We start from the raw sequence: 26953 nt of genomic DNA on the forward strand, positions 1-26953 counted from the left end.
AATGCCAAGTGGATTTTTTGAAGGGATCGAGAAGGTCCAGTTTGAAGGCGTGGACAGCAAGAACCCGTTGGCCTTTCGTCACTACGACCCGGATGAAATCATCATGGGCAAGCGTATGGAGGACCATCTGCGGTTTGCGGTGGCCTGGTGGCATTCATTCGCGTGGGAGGGTGGAGACCCCTTTGGTGGACCTACGTTCGAACGCCCATGGTATCCTCAGGACGATATGGGCCGGGCCCGCCAGAAGGCAGATATTGCATTCGAATTGTTTGAGCTTTTGGGGCAGCCATTCTTTTGCTGGCACGACGCTGATATCCGGCCTGAACAGGGAAATTTTGCCGATAACCTGCGCACATTGGAAGAAATCACCGATTATATCGGTGAAAAGATGCAAGTTTCTGGCACGAAACTGCTTTGGGGTACGGCCAATATGTTCAGTCATCGTCGCTGGATGTCTGGCGCCAGTACCAATCCTGATCCCGACGTTTTTGCGTTCGCTGCAGCGACAGTGAAATCCTGTATGGATGCAACTCACAAACTAGGCGGTGAAAACTATGTTCTGTGGGGTGGTCGTGAGGGCTACGAAACCCTTCTGAACACGGACCTGAAAACTGAATTGGACCACATGGGCCGTTTTCTGAACATGGTCGTAGAGTACAAACATAAGATCGGGTTCAAAGGCACCATTCTTGTGGAGCCGAAACCTCAGGAGCCTTCCAAGCACCAATACGACTATGACGCAGCTACTTGCATCGGTTTTCTCAGGAAGTATGGGTTGGAGAACGAAGTGAAACTAAATCTCGAGCAGGGCCACGCGGTCCTTGCCGGGCATAGTTTTGAGCACGAAATTGCGGTTGCGGCTGCTGAAGGGATGCTGGGTTCGATTGATATGAACCGCAACGACTACCAATCCGGATGGGATACAGACCAGTTCCCGAACAATACACCGGAAGTTGCACTAGCTTACTATTACATTCTGAAAGCTGGTGGTTTTACCACCGGCGGCACAAATTTCGACGCCAAAATTCGCCGGCAATCGATTGACGCTGTCGATCTGGCGGCGGCTCATATCGGCGGAATGGATATATGCGCACGTGGTTTGAAAGCAGCGGCTGCAATGATTGAAGATGGAGGATTGGAAAACGCGCTTTCGCAACGCTACTCCGGTTGGAAGTCTCCCAAAGCGGAGTCCATGTTAGGCAGTAGTCTGGATGAAATTTCCGCTCGCGTTTTAAATGAAGGAATAAACCCAGAGCCGCAATCTGGACGCCAGGAAATACTAGAGAATTATGTGAACAGATTTGTCTAACTGCCAAACTTGGGTGTTTTCCACTGCTGTCAAAAGTCATGCCAGGCCGTCTTTGGTGCTGAGGGCACGAATGGAGGTTTTGTTCATAACCCGTCCATATAGACAAAACCCCTCCTTATTATGGTCGAATGGCCTCAATTCGTTTTGGGTCACAAATGCTTGACGTTTGGGACGCAAATGAGTGACGTAAATGACCGATTTATTGAAGTTTTGACCGTCGATTGAGTCAATTATCAGTGGCGTTCCACATTTCCAGTTGAACGTCACACGAACCTGACCCAACCGTCATAGTTGGACCAGAAAAGCAGTGAATGTTCGACATCAGAAGGCGCCCCCCAAAATTGGACATCAGTTGAATTTGATCTGACTTCCCTTTCGGAAAATCAGAGCTGATTTGCAGGTCAGACAGCGAAGCTGCCTGTTCCTGCTAATCTGCCACGTGGCGAACGCGGGAGGGGGCGAGGCAACGCTATTCGACAGGGGTGGTGCGGCCCGCAGGCGCAGCCGAGGACTAGGTCTTGTCTAATAGGGTTGCCCGAGGGGGAGGGTCGCGCCCTCACCCAGACGGCAAAGGGCGTTTGGTTTGTCCAAATCCCGCTGGCCCACGAAAGGAAATTGATGGGATGGAGGGCCCGCGGCCATTTGCGATTGAACCCTTTTGTCAAACTTTAAAAAGTAATAGTGGCCACCAAGCTGCCGTTCGCCGCGGCAGCAGCACTGCACCTCACGAGCGGCGGCTATAGCGCATAAACAGACTTTGCAAATCTGCGAAGCCCACCCTCAATCCACAGACGGCGTGGTCCGACTACATCGCCGATTTTATCAACCCCGTGTGCTTTCAAAGCGGAATTATATGAATAGATTTTGACGCTCGTTTCTAGGCAATAGGCGAGATACGTTTCGTCAGTATCTACTCAGCGTCTCCAGTATTATATTCCGTGTATTGACGTCGTTGTGGAAAATCCTGCCGGCGAGAAACTCGGACGGAAACTCAGGCCATGTCCTGCGCATTTCAGCGACGAGCCGTCGTGCTTCTTCTGAATTTCCCAACTGATCATACGCAACGGCTTGGAATAAGAGCGATGGCGCACTGACTGGCGCTCCGGCAGCTGGTGCTCCCTGAAAGGCTTCAACAACACTTTCGTAGTTCCCGAGCATAAGTTGTGAAACGCCCCAGATGTTTCTCGCACCAAACCTACCAGATCCTGATTTGGGTCTCTCCGGGTTGCTAACCTCGGCAGCAAGTTCCGGGGCGTTAGCCAAGATGGCGGTCATACCTGCAACGTCGAGAATATGGCCATCCTTCGGCGCCAGTTCGACGGACATTCTAGCGTATTTCAATGCCTCGTTTGGCTGGTTTTTGACAGCCAGCACCCAACCATTTGCGCCGTTTGCCCACGCATCAGAGGGGGACAATTCAAGCGCTTTTTCAGACATTTCCGAGGCTTGATTGAAGAGATCATCCCTTTGTGCTTCATCCGGCGACAACACTGCCAGGATCGCCAAGACCTGCGCTGATCCGGCATAGCCGTCGGACAGAGCCGGGTCGAGTTCCCTAGCGTGCTGGAACATTCCCAGCGCTATTTGCTGACGCTTGATATCAAAAACGGGGAAAAACATGCCGCGGGCTTGATCCGCAAGGTTGACCGCCTGGAGTCGTGTCAATGATTGTTCACCAAGCGCCACACGTTCTGCTTGTTCGATGGATCGAGTTGTTGGCACAACCTCCCTGTTATCCTGGCTCATCCAGATGCCAAGCACAGCGACCAATGCAAGAACACCCAGTCCAGCATGCAGCAGTTGCCGCGAACGCCAACGGCCAACTGGATTGTCGCTCTTCAGTTCACTTGATGCGCGGTCTTCGATTGTAGGTTCGAATGAAAACCGCGGCTTGTATCCGCCGGGGTCAACAAAAATGCGAACTCCATTGCCGTCCCAGTGATCTTCGTAGAACTGATGCAAAAGACGACGCAGCCGCCTTGCCTCAACGCGAACCAGGTTTTGACCACCAGTACCATCTATGCGCCGCCCATAGACCTCAACAGCGATAGCTTTGCCTCTAATCTGAGTGCTTCGACCAGATAGAGATTCCTCGACTATATAGGTGAGAAATTGCGTGAGTCGGGGTGAAGCTTGAAACCCGTCGCTTGATACGATTCGACTCAGAGCTTCCCGGATGAGTTCCGGAGAAGGCTGTTCAACATGTTGATTTACTAGCAAATCGTTGGATTTGTTCAATGTCAACTCACCCCCAACTCACGGTGACTCACTTGGCCTTTGCGGTCAACCGCACTCATCTTGATTTGAGAATGGATAGTGGGCGTTGGGATTTTTCCAATGACGGTGGACCTGATTGAAGAAATTCCAGAACTTTCCGATGTGCTGTCGAGGCGCATGGAAACCGATGCGCTACTCGGCGAGGTCATCGAAGACCTGAAGAAAGCATCTGCGTTTTCGAAAGACGCATCGATCACGGCCTCAGAACGCGCCGAATGGGCCCACATCAAATCTGAACTCATCAATGAGCTTCGCCGCATGTTGAAGCGCAATATGTGAGACACTTCTAACTGAGGACCAATCCATGACCAAGGAAGACAATAGAAAAGACCAAAACGACAAACAGGTTCAGGCGTCAGATCAAATTGAAGACCCGTCGCGACGGAGTGTTCTTAAGGGCTTGGCCACAGGAGCGGCTGCGACAGGGGCGGCTGGGTTAGCGGCAGGGAGTGCTGAGGCTCACCAAGGAGACGGCCCCTTGGGAGAAACACTCAAGAACCCATACGGTGGTCGGCCCGCAGGCGGCATCTCGTTGCCGGAGTACTTCCGTCCGACGAAGTACATGACTGGTTCAAATGCGAACTATTTTCCACTTAGTGAGGAGTTGGGGCCAGATGAGATGCGCATCTCATTCTGTGGCTCAACACCATATCCGCCGCGTGAAGATCAGGCGGGTACTTGCATCATGGTGGAGTTGGGGAATGGAAAAAGGTTCTTCTTTGACTTTGGATCCGGTTGTGTCCGCAACATAATTGCCATGCAAGTGCCGGGGCAACTGATCAACGATATCTTCATCTCTCATTTGCATGTCGACCACTACGCCGACATTCCTTATATCTATCCGTTCCGGGCCTGGTCTGGAGGGTATACACCATTGCGCATCCATGGTCCTTCTGGTCGGACGCCCGAACTTGGCACAGCCGGAATGGTTAAAGGTATGCAACAGATGCTCAAATGGCATCTTGAAGCTTTCGACGTGTTCCCAATTGGTGACGGCTATGAGATCGAGGTCAACGAGTTCGATTTCCGCCAAGAAGGTGGCATCGTTTATGACCAAGACGGTGTGACTGTTCGGTCCTGGCCGCGCAGTCATGCCAAGGACGGCGCAGTTGGTTATCGGCTCGATTGGAACGGTCTGAGCTTTGTATGGACCGGCGATGGACGCCCGGATGAGCTTTCACGGAAATACGGCGAAGGTGTTGATGTCTTTGTAACCGAAATGTCGGGACAGGATATTGGTCAGTTGATGACCTACAAATACGGTATCCCACAGGATCTATTTAATTACACTATCGATACGCATCACACCTCCCACTATGCCGTGGGTAAGCTCTTTGCTGACACAAGGCCGCGTTTGGGAATGGTGACACACTATACCCAGGACGAAGACATCGACGCTGAAATGCTGGCTGGTATTCGCGCCCACTACGACGGTCTGTTCCAATGGGGCCTCGATGTAGCCGTTGTGAACGTGACCAAGGATGCAATCTGGTACAGGAAAGCTGCACTGCCCGGAAAATCCGGTACTGTGCCACCATTTCGTGAACTGGCTGCGGCAGCCGAGGCCGGGCGTATTGAGCTTCCGGATGAAATCACATTACCGAATCCGAGGCTCACCCGAGCAGATCAGCAAGACCAGAAGTACCGTGATATGGAGATCGATCCACGCGAATACTACCCAACTGACGTTTTCCGAGCACCCGGCGGGGACTGGCCGCAGGACTTTACCATCAAAGTTTCGGATGTAATCGGCTCGCGGGATGAAGACTGAGAGGAGATCGAACAATGATTGAATTTGGTTCGACTTCTGCGATCCCCGTAACGATCCTTACCGGCTTTCTAGGAGCCGGTAAGACTACACTTTTGAACCGGATCCTAACAGGCAATCACGGGTTGCGGGTTGCGGTTCTTGTAAATGACTTTGGATCCATAAACGTCGATGCAGACTTGGTGGTCGGCCTCGAAGATGACGTCATGAGCCTCGCGAATGGGTGCGTTTGCTGCTCGATACGAGATGACTTGATCGAAACGGTGGAAGCCGTTCTCGCCCGGCCCGAGAAACCGGAATACATCGTCCTTGAAGCAAGTGGAGTGTCGGATCCGTCATCAATTGCGATGACGTTTACTGATCAAAAGTTTCGGGACATGATCCGCTTGGACAGCCTTATGTGTCTGGTCGATGCGGAACAGTTATTTGCCGCGCCGGAACAAATGGAGTTGAAGCTCCGTCAAATTGCGTTCTCGGACATGGTTATTTTAAACAAGGTCGACCTCGTCGACAGGGCCGCTGTTCAAAGGGTGCACGATTGGCTCGGGTCTCGCTTCCGTCGGTATCGTCTGGTCGAAGCTGTCAATGCGGACGTCCCATTGGATATACTTCTTTCAGTCGGTCGCTTTGCCGCCGAACAGCTACAAATAGAAATACCCGAACATCATGAACATGGACCGGATTGTGGTTGCCACGCCTCTGATCACTCAGACAGCTTCTCAACAACCATGATGAAAGCTGAACACCCGATAAGCTTATCTTCTCTCCGGAGCGCAATTCGAAAGCTTCCGGGCGATGTGTATCGTCTCAAGGGCTTTGTTTTTAGCGAGGAGGATCCAGATCATCGCATTCTCGTTCAGGTCGTTGGAAAACGTATGGACATCGCACGGGATGGAACATGGGGTGACCGCAAACCCGAAACAAGGCTTGTCGCAATAGGCGCACCGGGGGCCCTCTCCGAGGATGTACTTTCGGATACGCTTATGGAGACAGTCTGAAAGCCATGTTCGATCAAGTATTTTGGCTATAAGTCAACCGTGCTGGATAATTTCATCCAGTTCGGCGGCGGCGGACTGAGAGTGGGCCATTGACGTCATTGCCAACCTGGTGGTCTCAAGTGCAAGCCACCCATGAGAAAACGGCCAGCTAAGAGGAGACCGCCTATGAACCTTAGGTTGCTACGCTGCTCCATACTTGCCGGGATTGGTGCCCTTTCTGGTACTGCGTGGGCAGAATCCCAGGAAGAAGAACTAGCAAAGCTACTTGCTAACCCCGTGGCCGCTCTCATTAGTGTACCATTCCAGCTGAACCATGATCAGAATTTGGGTGCCGACAGAAATGGTTCGCATTGGATATTAAACGTACAACCGGTTGTTCCCTTTCATCTTGCGGATGATTGGAACCTCATATCCCGAACAATTCTTCCAATTGCCTCCATAGATGGTGGCCTGCCGGATTCTGGATCCGAGACTGGGCTAGGAGATACTGTTCAAAGCTTATTTCTTTCGCCCAAAAAACCAAGTGCGGGCGGTTGGATCTGGGGGGCTGGCCCCGTTTTTCTGCTGCCAAAGTCGACAGATAACAGCTTAGGTCTCGGAGAGTGGGGTGCTGGGGTTACCGGCGTGGCACTCAAACAGCAGGGTCAGTGGACATATGGTGGCCTGACAAATCACATCTGGGACATTGATGGTGATACCGACATCAACCAGACGTTCTTACAGCCATTTATTTCCTACACAAATTCGAACGCGTGGACGTTCACTTTAAACACTGAGTCCACCTACAGCTGGGAAACCGATCAATGGTCTGTGCCAATCAACGGTGTTGTCACCAAAGTACCCAACTCGGGGATCAACTTATCAGCGTGGGCGGGGGAGTACGCTACTGGGCCGACGGCCCAGATAGTGGACCTGACGGTTGGGGCGTAAGACTTGTAGCTACCTTGCTATTTCCCAAATAGTTGAGCTTTTCCTGAGAGAATACCGCTTACCGGATGCAGGCATTGCGCTGATGAATGCGAACGGCGGTTTGCTCCGCATCTCGGAGGATGTAGAGCTCATAATGAAGGTCCGGTTTGGGCTGCGACCGGTCATTGATGTAAAAAGTAGCGAAAGGCGGCAACGAGCCCAAAGTGCAAATTGCTGCACCGTGCATCAAGGCCGGCAATGCGCAGGAAGCGGACTATGCAAAGTTGAGTGGTCCACTCCCAACTGAACTATCAGACCCGTCGGCTGCGAGCTCGTTTTCATCTAAAACCGGTGAATTCTGGGCGGCGGTAGCTTTCGAGACCAACGACGGGGTAAATGCTCCAATAGCCCAAATAAACCGATCAGTTTGAAATCGGATTTGCAAACGAGGTGGCTATTGAAACCTACTTAGAAGACTACGCTACCAAAACGCGCCAGTGTCGGTCGAGAATACCTTCCCAACCGTCAGAATTCTTTAACCCGTTGGTTGTTTCACCCATCAGCGTCATTACCATCATACGACCGCGAATTTCAGCGTCTTGAGGCCCGAAACCGGCCTGTTCGAACAACCAGGCTGAAAACTCGAACCGCCGGTCCATAGCGCGCTTATAACTCAATGCAGCGTCCGCATCAGACTTCGCCCAGACCGCAATGGCCCCGTCTGGTCTGGAAGCGTCTTCGCGAATGACCTGTTGCATCAAGAGCCTGATCCGCTCTTTCGCGGGACCTTCAAACTTTATTGCATCCTCAATGATGTGCCCGGTCAAAGCTTCTTCCCAATAGGTTAAAACGGCGTCGAGTAAATCTTTTAAATTCTTGAAGTGCCAATAGAAACTTCCGCTCGTCAACCCCAACCTACGCGCAATAGCGACGACCTTTACGCCTTCTATTCCGCGCTCTCTCAAAACGTCCAGCGTCGCAAGCAACCAATCCTCGCGCGACGCTTTTTCCTTTTTTTCGATTACTGCCATTCCGCTTTCCATAGAGACCTCTATTGACATAGAGAAGTCTATGGTACTACCGTAGAGATGTCTATGGTTGACTTGAGAATCACGCTTTTGTGACATGCTTAGCCACGTCTAAAGGGAGGGGGAACTATGAATAGATTACTCATTTCCACGACAAGTGCAGTTTTAGCGCTTGGGCTTGCGGTCAGTGGATCTGCGTTGGCGCAGAATATGCTTCCAAAAGGTCGAACGGCTGCAGCAATCGAAGACGGAACCTATCCGGCGTCCTATTTCCCAAACACTGAAATTCTCGGTGAAAGCGAGATGCGGATCACCGCATTGGGCACGGGGATGCCAAACCAAACAAAAGCGGCCGTTTCCATTTCGTTCCTAGTCGAGTTGGGCAATGGGGATACCTTTCTTTTCGACGTTGGCACCGGATCTACTGGCAACCTTTTTTCATTGCGACCAGATTTCTCAAAGATCGATAAAGTCTTTTTCAGCCATCTGCATGTAGACCATGTCGGTGACTTCATGGGTCTTCACGTTGGAGGCTGGCTCTCTGGCCGCTACACCCCGCTTCGTATTTTCGGTCCGTCTGGATCCGAGGAAGAACTGGGCACCAAGGCATATGTAGACGGTATGTCGAAGGCTTATGCTTGGGACCTTGCGACCAGAACCGGTGCTTTGCCGGATGAGGGTGCGAAACTTGATGTCACCGAATTCGATTACATGCAGGAGAACGAGATCGTTTACCAAGAAAACGATGTCACCATTCGTTCCTGGCCGGCGATCCACAGCCTCGATGGCTCGGTCAGTTATTCCCTTGAATGGAACGGGCTAAAGTACGTCTTTGGCGGAGATACCTACCCGAATAAATGGTATGTCGAGTATGCCAAAGACGCAGACTTAGCGTCTCACGAAGCGTTTTTGCCGCCAGATGCGTTGGCACCCTACTTTGGCTGGGACATGAAGCAGGCAACTTATGTCGCCACCCGCGTCCACACCGAACCCGCGGCTTTTGGCAAGGTCATGTCAGCGGTCAAGCCTCGCATGGCACTGGGATACCATTCTGTTCTTTCACCAGAAAACTACCAGGCGATTTTGGAAGGCGTTCGTTCGACGTATGACGGGCCGCTGACGCTAGCGCGCGATCTTCAGGTAATCAATGTCACCAAGGATCAGATTGTTGTCCGGGAGGCCAGCGTAGATGACTATGCCCTGCCACCGGCAGTCGGCGACGAATATATCAAGGCACCTCGCTCGAAGGAAAAAGAGCCATCTGACAAGGTGACTGCTGGCAAGTGGGAAGGATACACCCCGCCGCCGATGCCGGATCAATAACAACAACTTCGCTGTATCCGCGCGGCTAGATCACAGGTCGCGCGGGACAAAACGGCAAATACCTTCCCATGAGAATGGCGGCTAGAGCACAGGCACGTGTCGAGAGCTGGGGAACTCATTGCCCAGGCAAGTGATGGAACGAAAGCACTGCCAATGAACTTGTCACGGAACACAATTAGCAAACCACCGGGCAATGTCAGATGCCTGCTGGCACTTGTGACGGCAATGGTTTTGCCGATTGGGGCGCATGGAGATGTGACGCCTTACAGCGGGGCGGAAGTCGCTGACAACATAGCCGTCTTACGAATTGAAGACGAAGGTATTCACCTGGATCTGGAAATATTTCCTCGGGACTTAACGGCCTTCGCCGCGACACTGTCATCTGGAGAATGGTCGGAACCACGGCCGGAACTGGTCACCTATGACGTGGCATCCGACAAAGGCCTTGAAAATTTCTTGATAGTTCGGGGCGACGGAACTCCGTTGCCATTGCAATTCCTAACTGCGGAGCGACGCAAAAGGATCGACCGCGCATCTCCTCTTGCCGGAATGACCGATCCTATCACCGGCAGCAAAATTCCGGCACCTCCTGATGATCCTGAAGTAATCTACGTTAGAGCATTCTATGACTTTGAGGGCCTGAAACCCGAGAAATTGATCATCCGCCCTCCGCTGGCCAAAGACGAAAACACTGCGGTATCGATTGGCTTCATGGTCTTTGATCGCGCCGTTCCGGTCACCCGATTCAGTTTTCTCAGCAAAGAATCGCGATTTACGATCAACTGGTCGGACCCCTGGTTTACTGCATTTGCCAACGCTAACCTCAACCGCTCAGCCCAAAGCGGGACGACATCCTATCTGTATGTCGCTCCACGCGAACTCCGCCACGAGGTCCTGATCCGGTCTCGTGATCTTGCACCCTGGATCGATCAAACCCTGGGTACCGGATCAAATCTGGATCCTGCGTTACAGTCACAGATTCTTGCGGATGCACTGAACGAATTCGCAACCAAGAACCCAGTCGCCATCGAGGGCGAGCAGGTAATGCCTTCGAACGTGCGCGGTTCGTTCCTGACGCTCGGGGAACGCGGGTTTCAGGTTGTTGATGGCCCCTCAACGCTTAATGCTGATACGACGTTCATCGGCGTGATATCGTCTTATCCTATTCCAACTTTGCCAAAGGAGGCGTCTGTCACCTGGGACATGTTCGGCGATACGATCAACGAAGTTCCTGTGACGCTGACGGATGTTGCTGGTCCGTTCCTGGATTGGGCGACGCCTGAGAATGCCAAGATCACGTGGGAAAATCACCTGAAACGATATGCCGAGCCTGAGGTTTCACGGGTGAAGGCTCAAGGTGTTGTGTTTGTGCCTCTGTGGACACTGTTTACCGTTGGCCTTTCAGCTCTGGTCGGCCTGATCGCCATACTAACTTCCCAGAAGCACCTGCGAATTGGATTATCCGTGCTTACAATCGGCTGTCTTCTTATCGGGTCGGTATTTTGGAATTCACGATCCATCTCATTGATAAGCCCGACTTCTGATCAAGCCGCAGATCATGTCGCTGCGGATGCTTTTTCCCAGCTCATAGCCAACGTGTATGTTGCAGCCCTCGAAGTGTCGCCAGAAAAACGCAGCGAGGCGCTAGCCCCAATCGTTCTGAATGTTGACCTTGTTGAGGTGTCTGCAGAACTGGAAGCAAGCTTGGGGATCCGGGTACCCGGTGGTGGCCTCGCGCAGATCGCTGAGGTCACGGATGTCGTCATAGTAGACGGTGGATTGAATAGATACGGAGCGTTTGAAGGCGTTGCGCAATGGCGGGTCGACGCGCGCGCGGGCCATTGGGGTCATGATCACCGTCGAAGGGTGGAATACCGCGCAAGGGTCGAGTTCCGACCTGAGCGAGGTCACTGGAAACTTGGGGCAATCACTGTGTTGGAGGCGCGTGCACCGGATGTCTAAGCGGATAAGCAGAGCTTTGTTGGTTTTTGTCACGACCTGCCTGATTGTGTTCGCGGTTGCGAGCCACGCGCATTTTCTACTGAACCTGAACGTTCGGGTGTTCCACGTTGAACACACCAGCGACGGGTTACGTATCCATCTTCGACTGCCGATGCCTTACCTTGTCGCGGACAAAACGGGAGCAATTGGAACAGATGGCCTTCCGTCCGCTGCTCCGTTTACGACAAATGCCCTTGAGGACGGCAATGTCGTGCATTTTGCCGACCCCGCTCAACTGGATGCTGACCCGCTCGGGCTAGGTCGAATCGCTGAGGCCGGAACAATTGTCGAAGTGCAAGGTCAGCGCGTAGCGGGCAACGTGGAGTCTGTGGCAATCCATCGGGTGGGCGAAGAACCGGGATTTGCTACTCTGAACGAGGCCCAAAAAGCGGTGTTTGAGGGATCAACTCTGTCGCTCGATCTGCCTGTATTTGTTGGCGATGTCATCGTCGATGTCACCGTACGGTATGACCTGAAAACCACCCCGTCTACCTATGCGCTGTCAAACGCTCTGAACCCCGGATTGCCAGACCAGGAAATGACCGCGAACCTCATCCTCGACTACGGCTCCAGCGACCCACTTGTCTTTCGAACGCGGGGTCTGATGGAAGATCCGGTTGAGATTTCAAGGTCGAGTTTCGCAGGAATCGTGACTTTCATTTGGGAGGGTGTGCGCCACATTCTCGAAGGCATCGATCATGTATTGTTTGTTGTTTGCCTTGTCATCGGCGCGCCTGAATTGCGGGCGCTACTCTGGCGTGTCACCGGGTTTACAGTTGGCCACAGCGTAACACTTTCGCTTGGCTTCTTTGGCTATGTTCCATCCGGTGCATGGTTTGTCCCTTTGGTAGAAACAGGGATTGCGCTCTCAATCATCTACGCGGCTGTTCTGGCCATAAAACGAGAAGATTCGGGGCCAAACGCCAACAGAAAGGTTTTCGTAGTGACGGTCCTGATGGGACTGCTTCACGGCCTGGGCTTTAGTTTCGTGCTGCATGAAATCCTGCAAGTGACTTCGCCCAATATTTGGCAGAGCCTATTGGCATTCAACATCGGCGTGGAAGTTGGTCAAGTCGCAATCGTTCTGGTGACGTGGCCGCTCCTAAATTCGATTTCAAAATTTGGCCCAACTCCAGAGTTTACGCTCAGAGTTTCGATAGCTATCGGCTGCGGAGCTATCGCGAGTTGGTGGACATTCGAGCGTGGGAAAAACTTTCTGGACTTACTTTCAATTTAGCCGGTTACGAACGACAGCTTTGGGCTGCGACCTGCCGACTGCGACTGCAGGAGACAGATAGCCTCGGGATGGCCGGTTTGGGCTCAATCTGCTTGTCCAAACTCGCCATAGAGAAAGTCGGCAACGAGACCAAAGCTACCTCTCAGGCTCCTTGCTGATCACGGTCGTCACAGTTCGAGTTGAGCGACTTTGAGTGAGAGCTATCGCGCCCAAAACCAGCGCGCAGGCCAGCGCCTGTGTACCCGTGATTACTTCACCGAATGCAAGAACGCCAACAGCAAACATCGTGGGTAGTTCAATACTTCCGACTACAGCAGTGCGCGCTGCCCCAATAATAGGCGAACAGATCGTGTAAATCAGTTGCGGAATTAGCGCCGTCACAAGGCCCAACCCGACAACTAGAACCCAGTCGTCCCCACCTTCTGGTAGAATTTCGCCGACCTCGGATGAAAGAATGAGGGGGGCAAGGCCAATGACCGACCCAAGCGAGACTGACGCCATTCTGGCCAAAGGCGCAATACGTGACAGGCGGTGCACGAGAACACATATGCCGAAGCCAAAACCGAAAGGTGCCGCTAATGAGACGAGAAGGATTGGAATTTGGTCCGGTGGCACAGATGCCGGAGAACCTGCGAATATCGCAGCAGCGACGATCAATCCAGCCGCAACAAAGCTGCGCCGCGTTGGTTGATCACCAAAAAGCGCCCATGCGATGGCAATCGTAAACACCGGATAGGTCATGTAGAGTACGCCAACCGTCGATGCAGGAACAGTCTCAAGAGCAGTAACATAGCCGACCCAGCCAAGACCCATCACTGCGCCCGCAACCATACCCCAGACGATTTCTCGCCACTTTGAGTGATGCATTACAAGTGCGGGCAAAAGGACAACCGCTGCCAAAATGTACCGATAGAAGGCAACCGCATAGGGAGCGAGACCCTGATCGGTGAGCCCACGGCTAAAATAGGGTACAAGGCCAAAACAGATGGATGCAAAAAGCACACCAACGACCGCAAGGGCATAGGGTATGGCGTTCCGCTTGGCTGAGGTTAGTTGGTTCATTGCTGACAACTAACACGCTATGCTGCGGTTGACATCGTCAAGACATATGAACTGCAACTTTGTACGCGTTCGCGACCTGTTGCATGAGCGAAAGACCGAGGTGTGATCAAGGTCTGGTAAGGGCTCATCGCAGGTCCGCAATCGTTCTGTGAGCTTAAAGATCTAGCGATCAGTCTCGTGGCGAACATGGCAAAGAGCGAATGCTGGCTTGGAAGTCCTGGATAAATACCTGGAGAATTTTAGAGAAAATCTGTGATGTCTTTCGCACTTCGATAACGGATTACTTGCTGGCGATCTTCTTGCAAATTCGGATGATGTCGTCTGCCTCATGTTGAGTAAGGCCAATTTGGGAAAAGACTTCAGATGATATCCCGCAGCTTTTTATCCAGATGCTGCGTCCTGTTTCAGTTAGAGTGACAATCTTCTGGCGCTCGTTCCCGTCCCGCGTCTCACGCCGTAACAGATCTTTTTCCTCAAGGCGCCGCAACAACGGCGTCATTGTTGCTCCGGATACGTCAAGCCGTTTTGCCAAAGTGGAAATGGAGACACCATCCTCTTCGGACAATGCCATCAAGACCAAATACTGGGTGTAAGTTAGTCCCTGGGCTTTCAGAAGTATCTGGTAAAGCTGCTCTATCTTGTGCGAGGCCGCGTAGACCGCAAAACACAACTGATTGTCTAGCCGAACATCTTCGTCGGTCTCAGGCTTTTTCGTCTTGGGCACGATGGCGACTTTCATTTTTGATCTCGGGCACCTTTTAGCATCTGAAGTTTTTACTTGCAAATAATTAGGAAGCTAAATATTTGCTAGCAAATAAATACAAATGGAGGATGTAATGATCAGACGCAGCATTATAGCTATTGGCATTTCTGTGGTGGCGACACCTGCCGTCGCAGAAGGTGACTTTGACTTTGAGAAGGGTTTCGCTGCCTTCGAAGACTTGTTTGGTGTGACTGAAGGTAAACGCCGCAATCACACCAAAGGATTTTGCGTTGAGGGCACGCTTACACCCTTAGACGAGACGATTGAAACGTACTCCAACAGCACTTTGTTCACTAGTGAATCTTCGGTTATTGCTCGGGTGTCCCACAAGGGTGGTAAGGCGAATCCAGCAGACGACAAATACGGGCTACTTGGGCTATCGATGGAGATCACGACGCCGGATGATGACCTGCACGTGATTGCCATGAACACGGAACACTTCTTTCCGGTGCCGACGAGCAAAGCGTTCATCGAACTTTTGCGTTCCAAGGCTGCTGGAGCGGACGCAACCAAGGCGTTTGCTGCCGCTAATCCTTCATTGAAGACCTACAGCGAGTATCATGGCGCGTTGGATAAATCGCTTCGACCCCATGAGGGTACAACCTACTACAGCGTGAATTCTTTCCTCCTTGTAAATGACGCGGGTCAAGAAACTGCGATGCGATTCTATTTCCGCCCATCGGGGCAGGAGGATATCGTTGTTGACACTCACCCCGACTTCTTCATTGAAAACATGCAGGCCAATATCGCCAACGGGGGCGTGTCCTGGGACATGGTTATCGTTCTGGCTAACGCTGATGACAATGTCGAAGATCCCTCTGTTCAGTGGACCGGCGATCACACAGAAATCGTTGCTGCGCGTTTCACAGCGAATGCTGCGATGACTGAGACTGATGGGCAGTGTGACGAAATCAACTTTGACCCGCTGATCTTGAGCGACGGCTTTGCACCATCCAATGATCCCATGTTGAAAGCACGATCGTTGATCTACGCACATGGTGTGGGAAAACGGCTGTCTGAAAAAGAATAACTTCGAATCCACTGAATCAGCGGATCAATCGATTTCCTGTGATGCTCTGCGCTGCCGGAAATACGAATTCTCAATGAGCAAAATGCATGGGCAGTAAAGCCATCTCAAAGAGGGTTTCCCGGCCTGCTCGATAACTGATCAAGGAGGACGTCATGTCACAGGCAATAAAACTGATCGACGCATTGAATGGAACGTTTGGCCGTCACAATGGCTATCGCGCGTCACACGCAAAGGGGTTTACAGCACAGGGGCGTTTCTGTCCTGCTGCGGAGGAGCCGAGAGTTCAAATCCCGATGTTGAACAATGAATGCAAGGTTACGGCGCGCTTCTCCGTTGGGGGTGGAAAACCGGGCATCAGTGACAAAAGCCCTACGGTGCGCGGGATTGGGCTGGAGATCGGAAAAGGATCAGAATCTTGGGTTCTGACGTTAATTTCGAACCCGATTTTCTTTGCCAACTCTGCTGCACAATTCCGGGCTTTTTTTGCCGCTCGTATTCCTGATCCGGACACCGGTGCCCCGGATCCGAAGTTGGTAGAAGCCTTTAATGAGGCAAACCCCAACACGGTGCCACACCAACAATATCTGAAGTCTGTTGTGCCGTGCTGTTGTTATTCGTCTGAACAATACCACTCTGGTCATGTTTATCGGTTTGATTGGAGTGGAAGGGAAATCTCTGCCCGAATTCTGCTGGAGCCGGAGGGTGGGCGTTTGGCATTGAGCAAGGAAGAGATGGAAACCCTTTCGGATGATTTCCTTCATGACAGGTTCCTGGAAAAGCTCTGCGATGGTCCCGCCCGTTGGTCGTTGAAGTTGGTGATCGCGAACGCCGCTGACAATGTGTCTGATCCGACTGTGCCTTGGAGTGGGACACATACCATGGTTGATCTTGGGACAATTCAGGTTGAGTTACCTGATGATCGTTCTGAAAGCACCAAAAAGGTGTTCGACCCAACCCGAATGCCTGAAGGAGTTAGGGCACCCCTGGATGATGTTTTTTCCCTGCGAAGTGGAGCTTACGCGGAATCTGCGGCAAGACGATCCGTCTGAGAGGCGGGTTGAGTATCTGTGGGGTACCAGTGTCCCTTTTAATAGGTATTGACAATGCTTATTAAAGGGAGCAGAAAACGGGAGCCCGAAATGGAGTAGATTCTGATGACAGCTGCGATGGTTGCCAAACCACAGATGTTTGAAATTTCCGCTGAGGAAATTGAGATATTGGTTTGCCGGTTTTACGCGCAGATAAGGGTGCATCCTGTATTGGGGCCCGTGTTCAATGAGGCCATTCAGGATTGGAAAGCGCACGAAGAAAAGATCGCTTCGTTCTGGCGCGGCGCGATCCTGAGAGAGCCCGGGTATTCCGGAAATCCAATGCAGGCTCATCTGGCGAATTCAGACATCCTTCCCGAGCATTTTCCCTTGTGGCTCGATCTGTTTGGCGAAACGGCACATCAGGTTCTGCAGCCAGATACCGCTCAAGCTTTTACTCATTTGACCAACCGGATTGGTAAAGGTTTGACCTTTGGGATCGAGAACTTTCGTCGCGAGGTGGGTGCCCCGCCGGTGTTGTCATGACCATATCAGTATATTCAAAAGCGCAGGTCATTACCGAGCCGCCAATCCAAGTCGTGAAACGTTGGTTGCGAGCGGGATGGCGCGATTTTAGAGCGAACCTTGAGTATTCGCTATGTTACGGCATTGCGCTTGTTCTGTTGGGATGGACATGTGTCGCGGGTCTTTTGCTCAGTGGTCAAGGTTGGGTTCTGCTGCCACTTTTGGCTGGTGGCGTGCTTGTTGGTCCCATTGCAACCGTTGGTTTGTATTCGGTTGCGAGCGGTGGCTATGGACCAGCTGTCGCGAAAGGGCAGATTGCTCTGGTCGGCGCGATCCTCATGGTGTTTGCCCTGACTTGGATACGTGCCGCTACAGTCATGTTCGCCATTGTATATGGTCTACGCCCGTTCTCTGGCTTCGCTGACACGCTGCTGCGGATGATCAGCACACCGTCGGGCTGGGCTTTATTAATCTCTGGATCTTTGATCGGCGGATTGTTTGCATCGTTGGGGTTCGCTGTCTCAGCCTTTTCGCTTCCGATGCTTGTAGACCGCAAGATTGATGGCTTCTCAGCCATGGGGCTGAGTTTTAATGCCACCACTCACAATTTTCGTCTTTGCCTGTATTGGGGCAGTGCGATTACCGCGCTGACTTTGTTGGGGATTTTAACGGGCCTGCTAGGGCTGGCCGTAGTTTTCCCTTTGCTGGGGTACTCAACCTGGCATGCCTATGCAGAGCTTTTCCATGGAGACGCACAATGACCGAAGCCCTTCCAGAAGGCGTGGTGCACTATGCGACTTCGCAATTCACTCACGAAACTCTGCCAGAAAAATTGCGCAATAATCACAGCACGAAAGCCGGTGTCTGGGGCCAATTGGCGGTGCAATCTGGCCAGCTTTTGCTGCGTCGGGACAACAAAGAAGACCTGGTGTTGGCTGCGGGTGATACGGCGGTCTTTGCGCCCCAGGAAACTCACTCTGTGAACCCCATGGGAGAGGTCGCATTGGAAGTGCGTTTCCACCGGCAGGAGCGGCCAGATGCTGAATAACAATACTGTCGAAAACGTTTTGGTCCTGTGTGCTCTTGCCATTGTTCTGATCGGCGGAGTGGCCATTCTTGGTTGGGGTGTACCTATCGCCTATGTGCTGCATGGCTGGATGATCGCCATCTTCGCCGGTTGGGGGTTGATCTGGATGATCACCCGAATGAGTGAAGAAATCCGGGACATCCCGCTTGAGTATAATGACAAGGTCACGCGTTTCGGTGTCATAGCTGCTCTATTTTGGGCCTTGGTTGGTTTTACCGTCGGAGACATTCTAGCTTGGCAACTGGCCTTTCCGGCATTGAACGGGGATATTTTCTGGTCGAACTTTGGCCGGTTGCGTCCGGTACACACGTCTGCGGTCATTTTTGGATTTGGCGGCAATGCCCTAATCGCAACTTCGTTCTACGTGGTGCAGCGCACCTCGCGGGCAAGACTGGCCAGTGAATCGCTGCCTTGGATGGTGTTTTGGGGCTATAACCTTTTCATGGTCCTTGCGGCGACCGGCTACCCCTTGGGGATTACCCAATCCAAGGAATATGCGGAACCGGAATGGTATGCGGATCTTTTGTTGCTGGTTGTATGGGTAGGGTACCTCGCGCTTTATCTAAAGACCCTCTCGCGCCGGGCAGAGCCGCATATCTATGTGGCCAACTGGTACTATCTGGCTTTCATTGTCGTCATCGCGATGCTGCACACGGTGAACAACCTCTCGGTCCCCGTCTCCATCGCTTACCCCAAAAGCTACTCGCTTTTTTCCGGGACACAGGATGCCATGACTCAGTGGTGGTACGGGCATAACGCGGTTGGTTTCCTGCTTACGGCAGGGTTCTTAGGGATGCTCTATTACTTTCTGCCCAAAGCGGTGAACCGACCGATCTATTCATACCGCATGTCGATTGTGGGGTTCTGGGGGATCACTTTTCTCTACCTTTGGGCCGGATCGCATCACCTGCATTATACAGCCCTGCCTGATTGGGTTCAGTACCTTGGTATGACCATGTCGATCATTTTGCTGGTTCCCAGCTGGGCCTCTGTGTTCAACGGCATTCTTACGATCAACGGGGCTTGGGATAAAGTCCGGACGGACCCGGCGGTCCGGTTCATGATGGTCGCAATTCTGTTCTATGGGCTGTCGACATTTGAAGGTTCGTTCATGGCGATCCGCCCGGTAAACTCGCTAAGCCACTATACCGACTGGACGGTTGGGCACGTTCATGCCGGCGCGTTGGGTTGGGTCGCCTTCATCACCTTTGGTGCCTTGTACAAACTGGTGCCCTGGATATGGAAGCGGGACGGCGTGTATTCCTTGCGGCTGGAGGCCTGGCACTTCTGGCTCGCCCTGAGCGGAACGCTGATTTACGTCGGCGCGATGTGGAACAGCGGCATCACGCAATCGCTGATGTGGCAGACCTATGATGCGGACGGCGCTTTCCTCTATTCCTTCCTCGACAGTGTGATCGCGATGCATCCCTACTATGTCGCCCGCGCGATTGGGGGGCTGTTGTATCTGATCGGAGCCTGCATCGGTGCATACAATATTTACATGACTGTAAGTGGGCCGAAGAAGGCCCAAACCCGGGAAGCCGGACCATTGGTCCAGCTGCCAGCGGAGTAAGTCCCAATGAGCACTCAGCACCAAAAACTCGAACGCCATTCACTTGGGTTTGCAATGGCAATCCTGATGGTTGCATCGATCGGTGGAATTGTCGAAATCGCGCCGTTGTTCACGATCGAAAACACAGTGGAAAAGGTCGAAGGTATGCGGCCCTACACGCCGCTGGAACTTGCCGGGCGCGATATCTATGTACGCGAGGGCTGCTATGCCTGCCACAGTCAGATGATCCGGACCCTACGGTCGGACATAGAACGTTATGGGCATTATAGCTTGGCTGCCGAAAGCATGTATGACCATCCGTTTCAATGGGGCTCGAAACGTACAGGGCCGGACTTGGCGCGCATTGGTGGCAAATACTCTGACGCATGGCATGTGGCGCATTTGGAAGCGCCGCGAGACCTCGTCGAGGGTTCAATCATGCCGGGTTATGCGTTTTTGTCCGAGACGCGTCTTGCGACTGGACATTTACCTGCCTCGCTGAAAGCCCTCAGCCGGGCTGGTGTGCCCTATACGGACACCCAGATCGAAAACGCCGAAAAGGACGCCGCATGGCAGGCGGATGCTGAGCAGTACTTTGAAGGAGAGTTGCAGGCAAGTTACGGTGAAAACGTTCAGGTTCGGGATTATGACGGGCAACCGGGCAGGCTGACGGAAATGGATGCCCTTGTAGCCTATCTTCAGGTTCTTGGCACATTGGCCGATCTGGATTCGTTAAACCTTGAGGAGGTCCAGCGATGACACATGATACGGTTCTCGTATTCTCCAAGACTTGGGGCGCAATCTACCTGCTGGCCGTCTTTTTAGCTGCAGCTGTTTGGACCTATTGGCCCTCGCGCCGGAAGGTTTACGACGATGCCGCCCAATCCCCACTCGACAGCCGGGAGGATCAGCCATGTCGATGAGGGAAAAGGATCCCGTTTCCGGCACCGATCTGACTGGCCACGAATGGGACGGTATCAAAGAGTTGGATACACCTGTTCCCTGGGCTGCCCGATGGGCGCTATGGATCAGTATCATCATAGCAGCGCTGTATTGGGTGCTTTACCCATCTTTCCCGAGTGTGCGTGACTACGCGAAGGGGATGCTTGGCTATTCCTCGCGTGCAGAAGTTGCGACGGCACTTCAACAGGCGGATGCGAGTCGAGAAATGACATTCGCGCCTTTCGCGTCCGGGGATATAGAGAAGCTGGCCGCCGATCCGACGCTTGAGGCGCGATATGGCGCGTCGATTTCCAAGCTTTACGCCGACAACTGTGCGGCTTGTCACCGGAATGATCTGAAAGGGCAGGTTGGCTTTCCCAACCTGGTGGACCGTCATTGGCTATGGTCAGGCACGCCGGAAGAGATAGAGGCAACCATACGCTATGGAATCAATGCGCAGCATGACGATACACGGATCGCACAGATGCTTGCCTTTGGTGCGGATGGCATGATCGAAAATCAACAGGTAGAGGAAGTCACGGAATTTGTCTTGTTCCTCTCTGGACAGCAGCATGATGCGACGGCGGCCGAAGCCGGTAAATTGGTTTTTGAAGAAAACTGCGCGGCCTGCCACGGAGATGACGGCCGCGGGGGCTACGAGATCGGCGCGCCAGATTTGGGCGATGAAAGTTGGATCTATGGGGGCGACCGGGACGCCATCTATCACAGCATCCATTTTGGCCGACGGGGGGTGATGCCGGCGTGGGACGGACGTTTGAGTGACGCTCAGATCCGAATGCTGACACTGTACTTACTCTGGAATGCAGAAGATGTACCAAGCTGAAGAGAATCCACGATTCCGAAGGGCAATGTATCTGATGATAATGGTCCTGTTGGCCGGTTACATCGGGTTCAAGGCATGGCACCTGTCGATGGCATTCGAGGCCTGGGAAGGGCAGGCGATTGAGGGTGCCGTGCCTGGTGCAGCTAAATGAAAATCGTGGTTTTATACGATTTCAATTTGCGTATTAATGATCTGAAGCCAGCGCATGACTAACTTCTAGCGCTCGGATCAGGTTTTTCATTCCGCGATTTCCTTCCAAAACATCCTGCAATGTCTTGCTGTCCAAGGCAGTAAAAAACGCCTCCTGAGCTTCAGTCAGGATTGGCAACAACCCACAGGCAGGCGTCATCACACAACAGCCGCCGTCTTCTTTCATACACTCAACCAAAGGGGTGCCGCGTTCGGATTTTCGCAGCAGGCCGCCAATCGAGATCGCATTGGGAGGCAAGGCCATTCGCATTCCTCCGTTGCGTCCACGAACGGATTCTACGTAGCCCTCGTGTGTGAGCCACTGGGAGATCTTGGCCAGGTGATTGAAGGGCAAGTTTTGCATAGCCGCAATCTCGCGGGTCGACATCAACCCCTCTTCGTGGGTGGCAAGATGGATCAGGATGCGCAAGGCATAGTCGGAAAACTTGGTAATTTGCATAGTTATATCTCTCATAAAAAATAGGCTTTGAAAATGCCTATTTCATTGACATCTTTTTCTGATCTTTATAATAGGTATTTAAAATGCTTAATAAAGGAGATGGCTCATGCAGCCTGTTGTACTTTTGATCTCGCTGATCCTGATGGCAGTGCTGTCACTTGTCTTCTGGAGGGCCGCGCGCGCCTCGAACGGGGCGGAAGCAGGACCCAATGCCAACTCGAAGCGTGCGGGCTTGATCTGGGCAATGACGATTGTTGGAGTAATCGTGGCAGTCGGTTCATTGCGACCATGGCCGCACGCTTTGGCCAGTACAGACGATGCCATCACCGTTTCCATCAACAGCGGGCAGTGGTGGTGGGATATCGACACAGTTGAGATCCCTGCTGGAACGCCCATCAATTTTAGCGCCACGACCGAAGATGTTACCCACGGATTGGGCATTTACACTTCAGACCTCCGCCTTCTGACGCAGGTCCAAGTGATCCCCGGTTACACAACCGAAGTTTCTTACACGTTCGATGAACCCGGCACTTACCAAGTCCTGTGCATGGAACTCTGCGGGGTGGCGCATCAGGACATGGTCAACGAATTCGAAGTCGTCGCGGTGGAGGACTAAATGAGCGCTGTATCTGAACTTGTCGCGGAAAAATCAATCGTCACTGAACCCCAGGTTGGGACAGTCAAGCTTACCATGATCCTCTCAGGCGCGGTCTTTGCCTTGATGATGGTCTTTGGTCTGATCATGCGTGCTGCGCAGGGCCAATGGATCGAAGTGGATCCGGCTTTGTTTTACCAGTTGCTGACGGCCCATGGCGCCGGAATGGTTGGTACAGCTGCACTGTCTGGCGCCGCAATCATGTGGTATTTTTGCGGGCGTCATATCGTTCTGACGGCTGGAATCTTTTGGGCTTTCCTTGCTTTGTTTCTGCTGGGCGTCGTCCTGATCTTAGGCTCGATCTTCATCGGCGGATATGGCGGCGCATGGACATTCCTGTTTCCCTTGCCCGCGATGTCAGGCGGAGCGTGGGAAGCCGGCGCGGCTGCTGCGTTCATGCTTGGATATGTTTCGATCGGCGTTGGCTTTCTGCTGTATTATCTGGAGCTCGGTCGTCAGATTCATGCCCGTTATGGCAGCCTTTTGCGCGCCCTGGGCTGGAACCTGATCCTAGGGCGAGAGGACAAAAATCCTCCGCCGCCAACAATCATCGCGGCGGCGGCCGTGACTATTTTCAATTCGATCGGGATAATCCTAGGTGCCGCGGTGTTGGTGGCGAGCCTTGTCCACCTGCTGGTGCCGGGTTTTGAAGTAAACGCGCTGTTGGCCAAGAACCTGATCTATTTCTTTGGTCACGTTTTCATCAATGCCTCAATCTACATGGCCGTCACTGCGGTGTATGAAATCCTGCCGGAATACACCGGCAAACCGTGGAATTCGAACCGTCTGTATGCGATTGCCTGGAATGCAGTTCTGATCTTCGTGATGGCTGTTTACTGGCACCATCTGCTTCAGGATGTGGTGATGCCACCCTGGATGCTGGTGGTCGGGCAACTGGTCTCATACTTCAGCGGCATTCCCCTCATCGCGGTCACAGCATTCTCTACGTTCCTCTATGTGCGAGGTTCGAAAATGACCTGGGATCTGACGTCCTCACTGCTGGTTCTGTCCGTGGCAGGCTGGTCGGTCGGCTCAATCCCCGCGTCAATCGACGGGATGATCAGTGTGAACAAAGTGATGCACAATACAATGTGGGTTCCGGGGCATTTCCACACCTACCTGCTGCTGGGCGAAGTGGCGATGGCCTTTGGGTTCATGGCCTGGCTGGTCCGAGGCAAAAGCATCGCCCAGATGAGCGGGTTGGACCGGGTCGCTTTTGTGACCTACCTCGCAGGCGCCGCGGGGTTTGTGACGGTGTTTCTCTTCTCTGGTGCGGCTTCGATCCCGCGTCGCTGGGCAGTGCACTACGAAGAATGGCTGACCCACGACCGCATTGGCACCTTGTTCGGCGTGCTGGTCGTGTTGGGAACATTGCTCTTTGTTCTGCGCTTTGTTCTGCGTTTTGGGCGGAGTGACAGCTGATGATTGCGCGCGCTCTTCCCTCGGTTCTGGTCGCGAGCATCGGCTTGGGAACTCTCTGGCATGCCACAGATGGAGGGCAGGCTTTCACCAGCGAAGCCGCTCGGAGATTGGACGTGGTGCACGCACCGCGTCCAGTTCCAGCCCTGCAACTGGAAGACATGTCAGGTCAGTTGATGCCCCTGTTGCCGCAAGGGGAGGAGGTGGTTCTGGTCGAGTTCATCTACACCGTGTGCGGCGACATCTGCCAGATTGCAGGCGCAGACTTTGCCAAGATCCGAGATCAATTGGAACAGCGTGGAGAGCCCGTCCGGATGATCTCAGTCAGTTTTGATCCTAAGCGAGACACGCCCGATCAGATGACGATTTACGGGGAAGCCCATGAGGCGGACGGCAAAATGTGGACCGTTGCGCGGCCGAGGCCAGAAGAGTTGCCGGCATTGTTGAAGCTTTTTGACGTGACTGTCATTCCCGATGAATGGGGCGGGTTTCAGCACAATGCCGCAATCCATGTGATTGACAGCGAGGGCCGCTTTTCGGCGGTGTATGACACCGATGCGATCGACGCTGTTCTGACCCATTTGGAGGAGCGCAGCTCATGAAGTTGCTTGGCTTGGCCTTCCTGGCTTCTGCCGAGGCCGTTGCACTTCGCTATGCGGTTGTTGAAAGTCCGATCCAGCATGTCCTGGTGCAGATGCCATTGTTGGTTCTAGCCGGGGTGTTGTTGGCTTGGAACAGGCAGGTCCGGCGTGAATGGGCTGTTCCGTTGCTACTTGTGGCCTTGACCGTATTTCTGTTCTGGATGCTGCCTAGAAACGTTGATTGGGCGCTGACGCCGACAGGGGAACTTACTAAATATCTGAGCTTGCCTTTGCTGTTGGGGGCACTGCTGAGGTTGTCCTGGCCCTGGCTGGGCCCGGTGCTTCGCGGATTTCTGAAGGCGAATGCGCTGTCGATGCTGGGTGTGCTGGGTTTTCTGTATACGCATGCGCCGGTCAGGATTTGCAACTCCTATCTGGTCTCGGCTCAGAAGGATCTGGGCATGGCCTTTCTCTACCTCGCTGCATGCTTGGCCTGTCTCTGGGCTATCCCGATCCTGTTTGGAAATCCAAGTGGCCAAAGGTCGAACGCGACCGGCTGCGCAAGCTGTGGAGTGTAATACGAAATGACCTATGCTGACACAGTCATTGGGTTCGCAGAACTGGCGCAAGAGAAAGGCGTCAACCTGCGTGCAGATCCAATTGCCTTTCTGATCCTCGCCTTAAAAGCCGGGGCGTTTGTTGGTGCCGGTATCTTGCTGATCCTTTCTGTTGGGCAGGGCGCGGATCCATCCATCCGTCCTATCGTCATGGGGGCCAGCTTCGGTATCGCCTTGACCCTTGTGGTTTTTGCAGGGGCCGAGCTGTTCACTGGTCACACCATGTACATGACGCACGGATTGCTGGCCAAAAGTATTGCTTGGTGGGATGTGCTGCGCTGCTGGTTGGTCAGTTGGGCAGGAAATCTGATCGGGGCCATATTGCTGGCGTTGCTGTTCGTCGCAGGCGGTGGTGGACTTATCTTAGGGGCAGGCGAAGAGGCTTTGCTTTATAAGGTGGCCATCAAGAAGATGCACGGCACCGAGTTGGAGCTGTTCGCCAAAGCGATCCTGTGCAATTGGCTGGTTTGTCTTGCCTTGTGGTGTTCGGCGCGCGCAAAAGACGACGTTACCAAATGCATCGTCATCTTCTGGTGTCTTTATGCATTTATTGCTGCGGGGTTTGAACACAGCGTTGCGAACATGACCGTGTTTTCACTGGCGCTGATCTCAGATCACCCCGACAGCATCACCCTGGCCGGAGCCGCCCACAATTTGACGTATGTCACCTTGGGCAACGCATTCGCCGGTGCCGGGATCATGGGCTACGGCTACTGGCGAGCGGCTTCTAAACCCACGGTTAAGGGCGCCGCAACACACGCGTCAACCAAACACCCTGTCTAGTAAGGGCGCGATCATGAGCGTGACACAACCTGGCAAAATCTCTGTCTCAAAAAACCGACAGTCCCATGCCGAACCTCTTTTTGAGGCCGCCCGCATTGCACTGATTGCGACTATCTCAGTTTGGATGGGCGCCGCAGTTAGCGGTAACTTGATAGCGGCTCCGGCCAAGTTCCAAGCCCCGTCATTGACATTGCCGGTCGCCTTGGACGTTGGGCGGATGCAATTCCTGTGGATTGGCGTATTCGAGGCGTTTTGCACGCTACTGATTGCACTTCTTCTTCTGTCGCTCCGGCAGAAACCGTCGTTGTCATTAATTGTCGCGCTCTGCGTGTTCGGATTTCAAAGGCTTTGGCTCCTTCCTTTCCTGAACGCGCGGACGCTTTTGATCATCGCGGGTCAACCAGTCGAGGACAGTTCATTGCATCTGCTCTACGTCGCGTCTGAATTTCTGAAGATCGGTTTTCTTTTTTGGGCTGGCATTCGGGAAATGAGAAGCCTGTTTCGAAAAGCAAGACCGACTGCAGTTTCGGTCCAAACCTGAATTCTCAACTATCTGCAATCAAAAG

Annotated in this window: 29 protein-coding genes; 24 read left to right on the forward strand and 5 right to left on the reverse strand. The window is 53.1% G+C overall.

The genetic code is table 11. The features are described from left to right. Nucleotide 1: 1 nt before the first annotated feature. Nucleotides 2–1309 carry a xylose isomerase gene (gene xylA, locus ACR0M2_RS11955; protein WP_170362199.1) on the forward strand — a complete coding sequence of 436 codons (1308 nt, stop codon included), beginning with the start codon at nucleotides 2–4 and terminating at the stop codon, nucleotides 1307–1309. Nucleotides 1310–2212: 903 nt separating this feature from the next. Here xylA and ACR0M2_RS11960 read toward each other — a convergent pair. Beyond that, the gene (locus ACR0M2_RS11960; protein WP_480705232.1) at nucleotides 2213–3547 is read right to left on the reverse strand and encodes a tetratricopeptide repeat protein; all 1335 of its coding nucleotides are present in this window, start codon (nucleotides 3545–3547) and stop codon (nucleotides 2213–2215) included. A 99-nt stretch (nucleotides 3548–3646) separates the two neighbouring features. Between ACR0M2_RS11960 and ACR0M2_RS11965 the strand changes: the two genes are divergently transcribed. The 4 genes from ACR0M2_RS11965 (at nucleotide 3647) to ACR0M2_RS11980 (ending at nucleotide 7282) form a co-directional block, all read left to right on the forward strand. After that, on the forward strand, nucleotides 3647–3865 hold the full coding sequence (locus ACR0M2_RS11965) for a hypothetical protein (RefSeq protein ID WP_170350274.1): 219 nt from the start codon (nucleotides 3647–3649) through the stop codon (nucleotides 3863–3865). A gap of 25 nt (nucleotides 3866–3890) precedes the next feature. After that, on the forward strand, nucleotides 3891–5357 hold the full coding sequence (gene gntH / locus ACR0M2_RS11970) for a guanitoxin biosynthesis MBL fold metallo-hydrolase GntH (protein ID WP_425082620.1): 1467 nt from the start codon (nucleotides 3891–3893) through the stop codon (nucleotides 5355–5357). 14 nt (nucleotides 5358–5371) lie between these two features. Beyond that, entirely contained in the window at nucleotides 5372–6352 is a 981-nt protein-coding gene (locus ACR0M2_RS11975; RefSeq protein ID WP_480705234.1) for a CobW family GTP-binding protein, read from the forward strand. A 165-nt stretch (nucleotides 6353–6517) separates the two neighbouring features. Beyond that, nucleotides 6518–7282 (forward strand): transporter, encoded by a 765-nt coding sequence (locus tag ACR0M2_RS11980; RefSeq protein ID WP_480705236.1) that lies wholly within the window; start codon nucleotides 6518–6520, stop codon nucleotides 7280–7282. A gap of 455 nt (nucleotides 7283–7737) precedes the next feature. On the opposite strand, the gene ACR0M2_RS11985 is transcribed toward ACR0M2_RS11980, so the two are convergent. Further along, nucleotides 7738–8292, reverse strand: a complete 555-nt coding sequence (locus ACR0M2_RS11985) for a TetR/AcrR family transcriptional regulator (RefSeq protein WP_170351294.1) — start codon at nucleotides 8290–8292, stop codon at nucleotides 7738–7740. Between the two features lie 126 nt (nucleotides 8293–8418). On the opposite strand from ACR0M2_RS11985, the gene gntH (ACR0M2_RS11990) reads away from it, so the two are divergent. From gntH (ACR0M2_RS11990) to ACR0M2_RS12000, 3 genes are all read left to right on the forward strand, one after another. Continuing rightward, entirely contained in the window at nucleotides 8419–9612 is a 1194-nt protein-coding gene (gene gntH / locus ACR0M2_RS11990) for a guanitoxin biosynthesis MBL fold metallo-hydrolase GntH (protein ID WP_480705237.1), read from the forward strand. A 153-nt stretch (nucleotides 9613–9765) separates the two neighbouring features. After that, nucleotides 9766–11574, forward strand: a complete 1809-nt coding sequence (locus ACR0M2_RS11995) for a hypothetical protein (protein WP_480705238.1) — start codon at nucleotides 9766–9768, stop codon at nucleotides 11572–11574. A gap of 19 nt (nucleotides 11575–11593) precedes the next feature. Beyond that, entirely contained in the window at nucleotides 11594–12850 is a 1257-nt protein-coding gene (locus ACR0M2_RS12000; protein WP_480705240.1) for a HupE/UreJ family protein, read from the forward strand. A 135-nt stretch (nucleotides 12851–12985) separates the two neighbouring features. Here ACR0M2_RS12000 and ACR0M2_RS12005 read toward each other — a convergent pair whose 3' ends face one another. Further along, nucleotides 12986–13852, reverse strand: coding sequence for a DMT family transporter (locus ACR0M2_RS12005; protein WP_480705242.1), 867 nt, complete (start codon nucleotides 13850–13852; stop codon nucleotides 12986–12988). A gap of 340 nt (nucleotides 13853–14192) precedes the next feature. Then, complete coding sequence (locus ACR0M2_RS12010; RefSeq protein ID WP_170351589.1) at nucleotides 14193–14651, reverse strand: MarR family winged helix-turn-helix transcriptional regulator; 459 nt, start codon at nucleotides 14649–14651, stop codon at nucleotides 14193–14195. Nucleotides 14652–14748: 97 nt separating this feature from the next. Between ACR0M2_RS12010 and ACR0M2_RS12015 the strand changes: the two genes are divergently transcribed. From ACR0M2_RS12015 to ACR0M2_RS12060, 10 genes are all read left to right on the forward strand, one after another. Further along, nucleotides 14749–15705 carry a catalase gene (locus tag ACR0M2_RS12015; protein ID WP_480705244.1) on the forward strand — a complete coding sequence of 319 codons (957 nt, stop codon included), beginning with the start codon at nucleotides 14749–14751 and terminating at the stop codon, nucleotides 15703–15705. 152 nt (nucleotides 15706–15857) lie between these two features. Then, the gene (locus tag ACR0M2_RS12020) at nucleotides 15858–16754 is read left to right on the forward strand and encodes a catalase (protein WP_480705246.1); all 897 of its coding nucleotides are present in this window, start codon (nucleotides 15858–15860) and stop codon (nucleotides 16752–16754) included. A gap of 105 nt (nucleotides 16755–16859) precedes the next feature. Beyond that, nucleotides 16860–17279: a group III truncated hemoglobin gene (locus ACR0M2_RS12025; protein WP_170362191.1), complete on the forward strand. Its 420-nt coding sequence runs from the start codon at nucleotides 16860–16862 to the stop codon at nucleotides 17277–17279. Continuing rightward, nucleotides 17276–18019: a DUF2189 domain-containing protein gene (locus ACR0M2_RS12030; RefSeq protein ID WP_480705248.1), complete on the forward strand. Its 744-nt coding sequence runs from the start codon at nucleotides 17276–17278 to the stop codon at nucleotides 18017–18019. Before ACR0M2_RS12025 ends, ACR0M2_RS12030 begins: the two co-directional genes overlap by 4 nt. Next, nucleotides 18016–18306: a TehB-like domain-containing protein gene (locus tag ACR0M2_RS12035; protein ID WP_480705250.1), complete on the forward strand. Its 291-nt coding sequence runs from the start codon at nucleotides 18016–18018 to the stop codon at nucleotides 18304–18306. Before ACR0M2_RS12030 ends, ACR0M2_RS12035 begins: the two co-directional genes overlap by 4 nt. Further along, nucleotides 18296–19918 carry a cytochrome-c oxidase, cbb3-type subunit I gene (gene ccoN, locus ACR0M2_RS12040; RefSeq protein WP_170351580.1) on the forward strand — a complete coding sequence of 541 codons (1623 nt, stop codon included), beginning with the start codon at nucleotides 18296–18298 and terminating at the stop codon, nucleotides 19916–19918. Before ACR0M2_RS12035 ends, ccoN begins: the two co-directional genes overlap by 11 nt. A 6-nt stretch (nucleotides 19919–19924) precedes the next feature. Next, on the forward strand, nucleotides 19925–20656 hold the full coding sequence (gene ccoO / locus ACR0M2_RS12045; RefSeq protein WP_170378521.1) for a cytochrome-c oxidase, cbb3-type subunit II: 732 nt from the start codon (nucleotides 19925–19927) through the stop codon (nucleotides 20654–20656). After that, a complete protein-coding gene (locus ACR0M2_RS12050) occupies nucleotides 20653–20820 on the forward strand; it encodes a cbb3-type cytochrome c oxidase subunit 3 (protein ID WP_170351576.1) in 168 nt (55 codons plus the stop codon). Before ccoO ends, ACR0M2_RS12050 begins: the two co-directional genes overlap by 4 nt. Next, a complete protein-coding gene (ccoP, locus tag ACR0M2_RS12055) occupies nucleotides 20811–21683 on the forward strand; it encodes a cytochrome-c oxidase, cbb3-type subunit III (protein ID WP_480705252.1) in 873 nt (290 codons plus the stop codon). The genes ACR0M2_RS12050 and ccoP overlap by 10 nt, the downstream gene beginning before the upstream one ends. Before the next feature lie 25 nt (nucleotides 21684–21708). Next, nucleotides 21709–21834, forward strand: a complete 126-nt coding sequence (locus tag ACR0M2_RS12060) for a hypothetical protein (RefSeq protein ID WP_264187355.1) — start codon at nucleotides 21709–21711, stop codon at nucleotides 21832–21834. Nucleotides 21835–21867: 33 nt separating this feature from the next. Here ACR0M2_RS12060 and ACR0M2_RS12065 read toward each other — a convergent pair whose 3' ends face one another. Continuing rightward, complete coding sequence (locus tag ACR0M2_RS12065) at nucleotides 21868–22332, reverse strand: RrF2 family transcriptional regulator (RefSeq protein ID WP_170347428.1); 465 nt, start codon at nucleotides 22330–22332, stop codon at nucleotides 21868–21870. A gap of 106 nt (nucleotides 22333–22438) precedes the next feature. Between ACR0M2_RS12065 and ACR0M2_RS12070 the strand changes: the two genes are divergently transcribed. The 6 genes from ACR0M2_RS12070 to ACR0M2_RS12095 all read left to right on the forward strand — a co-directional run bounded on the left by ACR0M2_RS12070 (nucleotide 22439) and on the right by ACR0M2_RS12095 (nucleotide 26928). Next, nucleotides 22439–22948, forward strand: coding sequence for a cupredoxin domain-containing protein (locus tag ACR0M2_RS12070; protein WP_480705254.1), 510 nt, complete (start codon nucleotides 22439–22441; stop codon nucleotides 22946–22948). Continuing rightward, on the forward strand, nucleotides 22949–24409 hold the full coding sequence (locus ACR0M2_RS12075) for a cbb3-type cytochrome c oxidase subunit I (RefSeq protein WP_480705256.1): 1461 nt from the start codon (nucleotides 22949–22951) through the stop codon (nucleotides 24407–24409). It abuts the gene before it with no gap. Next, a complete protein-coding gene (locus ACR0M2_RS12080; RefSeq protein ID WP_480705258.1) occupies nucleotides 24409–25008 on the forward strand; it encodes an SCO family protein in 600 nt (199 codons plus the stop codon). The genes ACR0M2_RS12075 and ACR0M2_RS12080 overlap by 1 nt, the downstream gene beginning before the upstream one ends. After that, on the forward strand, nucleotides 25005–25565 hold the full coding sequence (locus tag ACR0M2_RS12085) for a hypothetical protein (RefSeq protein WP_170378534.1): 561 nt from the start codon (nucleotides 25005–25007) through the stop codon (nucleotides 25563–25565). Before ACR0M2_RS12080 ends, ACR0M2_RS12085 begins: the two co-directional genes overlap by 4 nt. Before the next feature lie 6 nt (nucleotides 25566–25571). Next, a complete protein-coding gene (locus ACR0M2_RS12090; RefSeq protein ID WP_170362180.1) occupies nucleotides 25572–26387 on the forward strand; it encodes a formate/nitrite transporter family protein in 816 nt (271 codons plus the stop codon). A 124-nt stretch (nucleotides 26388–26511) separates the two neighbouring features. Then, nucleotides 26512–26928 (forward strand): hypothetical protein, encoded by a 417-nt coding sequence (locus tag ACR0M2_RS12095; RefSeq protein WP_480705260.1) that lies wholly within the window; start codon nucleotides 26512–26514, stop codon nucleotides 26926–26928. Nucleotides 26929–26953 lie beyond the last annotated feature (25 nt).

Source organism: Ruegeria sp. BE10, assembly GCF_056538905.1.